Source organism: Psychrobacter sp. W2-37-MNA-CIBAN-0211, from assembly GCF_040309405.1.
GTDB classification, from domain to species: domain Bacteria; phylum Pseudomonadota; class Gammaproteobacteria; order Pseudomonadales; family Moraxellaceae; genus Psychrobacter; species Psychrobacter glaciei.
This window is the reverse complement of the sequence record NZ_JBEOOU010000398.1, coordinates 1-253: the sequence shown is the minus strand read 5'-3', so window position 1 is coordinate 253 and position 253 is coordinate 1. Positions and strand designations below refer to the sequence as shown.

Annotated in this window: 1 pseudogene; it reads right to left on the bottom strand. The window is 47.8% G+C overall.

The features are described 5' to 3' along the window. Nucleotides 1–253, bottom strand: a pseudogene (gene trpD, locus AAEY72_RS15645) (anthranilate phosphoribosyltransferase); the annotation flags it as partial.

Genomic DNA, 253 nt, shown 5'->3' with positions numbered 1-253 from the left:
CTCTTCACCTGATAAAGCGGCGCGTATTAGCTCAAGGCTTTGTTCTGGAGAATCTACATCAAGCCCAATCAGCGTTTGTGATTCGATACCCGCATCCTCTGGCATCATCTCATAGACAGAGATTTCACCCTCTTTTAATTCAGCTACTGTGGTCGAAGTGGCGAGGCTGATTTCATCTAAGCCATCCTTTGCACCGACGACCATGACATGACGTGCGCCTAGATTTTTCATCACTTTGGCGATTGGCTCACAC